The sequence below is a fragment of the Nostoc sp. CHAB 5715 genome, assembly GCF_020829685.1.
Lineage (GTDB): Bacteria > Cyanobacteriota > Cyanobacteriia > Cyanobacteriales > Nostocaceae > Nostoc.
Genome location: NZ_JAIVFR010000928.1, coordinates 1 through 2,935, shown reverse-complemented (window position 1 = coordinate 2,935; position 2,935 = coordinate 1). Strand labels below are relative to the sequence as shown.

General features: G+C 44.2%; 4 protein-coding genes. 3 read left to right on the top strand and 1 reads right to left on the bottom strand.

The window, feature by feature from the left end; genetic code table 11:
* The coding region (locus LC574_RS33835; RefSeq protein ID WP_229457979.1) for an AI-2E family transporter at nucleotides 1–338 on the top strand (338 nt) is incomplete at its 5' end.
* 220 nt (nucleotides 339–558) lie between these two features.
* Here the strand turns inward: LC574_RS33835 and LC574_RS33830 are convergent.
* Nucleotides 559–1,098 carry a hypothetical protein gene (locus LC574_RS33830; RefSeq protein ID WP_229457978.1) on the bottom strand — a complete coding sequence of 180 codons (540 nt, stop codon included), beginning with the start codon at nucleotides 1,096–1,098 and terminating at the stop codon, nucleotides 559–561.
* Nucleotides 1,099–1,417: 319 nt separating this feature from the next.
* Here LC574_RS33830 and LC574_RS33825 point away from each other — a divergent pair, with 319 nt between their 5' ends.
* Complete coding sequence (locus tag LC574_RS33825) at nucleotides 1,418–2,248, top strand: segregation/condensation protein A (RefSeq protein ID WP_229457977.1); 831 nt, start codon at nucleotides 1,418–1,420, stop codon at nucleotides 2,246–2,248.
* Nucleotides 2,249–2,478: 230 nt separating this feature from the next.
* Nucleotides 2,479–2,935, top strand: a 457-nt coding sequence (locus LC574_RS33820; RefSeq protein WP_229457976.1) for a nucleotidyltransferase family protein, incomplete at its 3' end; no start/stop codon positions are given.

The window sequence follows — 2,935 nt, the reverse complement described above, 5'->3', positions numbered from 1 at the left end:
CCTTTATCGGGGCATCTCTCGGCATTGGTTTAGTGACGATTTTAGTACTGCTGCAAAATTGGTGGTTGGCAGTTCAAGTTGCCATAGCCGCAATTCTCATGCAGCAGGTTAAAGATAACTTGTTAGCTCCCAGGTTACTCGGCAACTTTATTGGGCTGAACCCCATCTGGATTTTTGTAGCTATTTTGATGGGATTTGAGATTGCTGGGTTGTTGGGGACACTTGTAGCTGTTCCCATTGCTGGTACTATCAAAGGCACTTTCGATGCGATCAAGAGCGGTAAGCCAAGTGACTTTGTATCAACTGTCACTATTGCTCATGACCCACCCCCTGATTAAGAGGGCAGGGGGGCATACTTCGACTCATACGTGTCAACTTAACGTAAAAGCCATGTCCCGCAAGGAACTGAAGTTCCTTGCTAATAGCGAAAGTCATCTAAAGATGACTAAATAATCAGAAAAATCTTTAGTCTACTTTAAGTAGACTTTAGCTAGGAGCCGCTGAAATTCATTTCTGGGCGGGCGTGGAAGCCAACAGATAAGCGATTTTTAGCTTAAGTTAACACCAATGACTTCGACTGCGCTCAGTAACCGGGGGGGCAGGGGAGTTAAAACTTGAAGGTGACTTCAGAAGCTCAACGTTCACCCTCAGAAGCTCAACATTCACCCTCAGAAGCTCAACGTTCACCCTCAGAAGCTCAACATTCACCCTCAGAAGCTCAACTTTCACCCTCTGAAGCTCAACGTTCACCCTCAGAAGCTCAACGTTCACCCTCAGAAGCTCAACATTCACCCTCAGAAGCTCAACATTCACCCTCTGAAGCTCAACGTTCACCCTCAGAAGCTCAACGTTCACCCTCAGAAGCTCAACATTCACCCTCAGAAGCTCAACTTTCACCCTCTGAAGCTCAACGTTCACCTTCAGAAGCTCAACGTTCACCCTCAGAAGCTCAACGTTCACCTTCAGAAGCTCAACGTTCACCCTCAGAAGCTCAACGTTCACCCTCAGAAGCTCAACTTTCACCCTCAGAAGCTCAACTTTCACCTTCAGAAGCTCTACTTTGAGTCTTTGAGGGTGAACTTTCAAGTTATAACTCAATACGCTTGGCTTTGTGAAAAATCGTAGGTTGGGTTAAGCAAAGCGCAACCCAACAAAGCCCCGGAAATGTTGGGTTTCGTTCCTCAAACGCCACTTGCTTCAAGTCGGGAAACCCGCCCAACGCAGTGGCTCCCCAACCTACACAGTGTAAGGTTTTTAGCGTTAACTGAACTGTATTGAGTTATAACTCCCCATGCCCAATACCTAAAATCAAAAGTTGCACAATCCGATCTCACAATTCACAATGGTGATTGATTACAAATTTCAGGAGATACTGCCACCAGGCAATTCCTGTCATTAATTAACTTAGAACCCGTTAATGGAAGCTTCCGAGTTATTAGAAACAATCACACTCTTGATTTACCAAGCCCAACAGGGAGAAATTGACCCTTGGGATGTCCAAGTGATTGAGGTGATTGACCGTTACTTAGAACTAATGGCACCGGAGGCAATAGGAAGAGGTTATGAATCGGACTTGTCTCAATCTGGACAAGCTTTTTTGTCAGCATCAATGCTGGTATTATTCAAAGCGAATACCTTAATGCAATTGTCAACAGTAGAAGATGTACAAGATGGTGTAGTAGATGATTCCCTATTGGAAGATGAAGACGGAATATCACATCAGGGTCATCGTCTACCATTAGAACGGCAATTGCGTCGTCGTCCATCGGCAATGCCCCCACCAAAGCGCCGGGTGACTCTGCAAGAGTTAATTAAGCAATTGCAGATTATGGCGAACCAGCTAAAACTGGTTGAAAAAGTCAACAAACCTATCCGTCCCAGACGGCTGCCTAGCGTCCAAAGTATGCGGGAGGCGCTGGAGTTAGCTCACCAGGAAAATCTGACGGAAGTAGCTGGGGAACTAGAGCAGGTGTTGAATGTGTCGGCAAGGGAGCTAAATTTAGAACAAAATTGGTTGAATCTAGAACAACTTGTAGAGTTGTGGACTCAGACAAAGCATCTCAAGCACAATGGATCTGGACATGATTCTCAACACAGTAATTTAGTTAGCGTTTTCTGGGCGCTACTGTTACTCTCGGCTCAGTCGAAAGTAGAGCTATTTCAAGAGGAGTTTTACCATGAGATTAAAGTTCGGCTACTTACGGATTCAGCTAAGACTGGCAAACCTTTTGAGGAGTCGATGAACTAAGAAAGCGATAAGTAGCTTTACAGATAATTTACAGATTTTTGATTCAGCCCCAAAATCCGAGTAAATTGAAAAGATAAGCGATCGCTTGTCATCTAAGTATACTTATGGTTGCAATAACCACTAAATTCCTGTTATCCCTGTTAAAGAGATAACTTAAAGCAGAAATAAAAATTGATGATTAAGTATCACTCGATAAAAGTAAACTGGCTTGTGGTTGAGGAATAAATTTTATGAAAGCGATGATTCTCGCGGCTGGCAAGGGTACTCGCGTGCGTCCGATTACCTATACAATTCCCAAACCAATGATTCCCATCCTGCAAAAGCCAGTGATGGAGTTCTTGCTGGAATTGTTACGCCGACATGGATTTGACCAAATTATGGTCAACGTTAGTCATTTGGCTGAGGAAATAGAAAACTATTTTCGTGACGGTCAGCGGTTTGGGGTGCAAATTGCCTATTCCTTTGAAGGAAAAATTGATGACAACGGTAAACTCGAAGGCGAAGCAATAGGTTCAGCTGGAGGGATGCGCCGCATCCAAGACTTCTCGCCCTTTTTTGATGATACCTTTGTGGTGTTGTGCGGTGATGCTTTGATTGATTTGGATTTAACTGCCGCAGTTAAATGGCATAAAGCTAAAGGGGCGATCGCTACTATTATTACGAAATCTGTCCCCAAGGAAGAAGTTT

Bases quoted from the DNA above. Each gene is read 5' to 3' on its own strand.
- LC574_RS33825 (WP_229457977.1), top strand. From the start codon at position 1,418: ATGGAAGCTTCCGAGTTATTAGAAACAATCACACTCTTGATTTACCAA.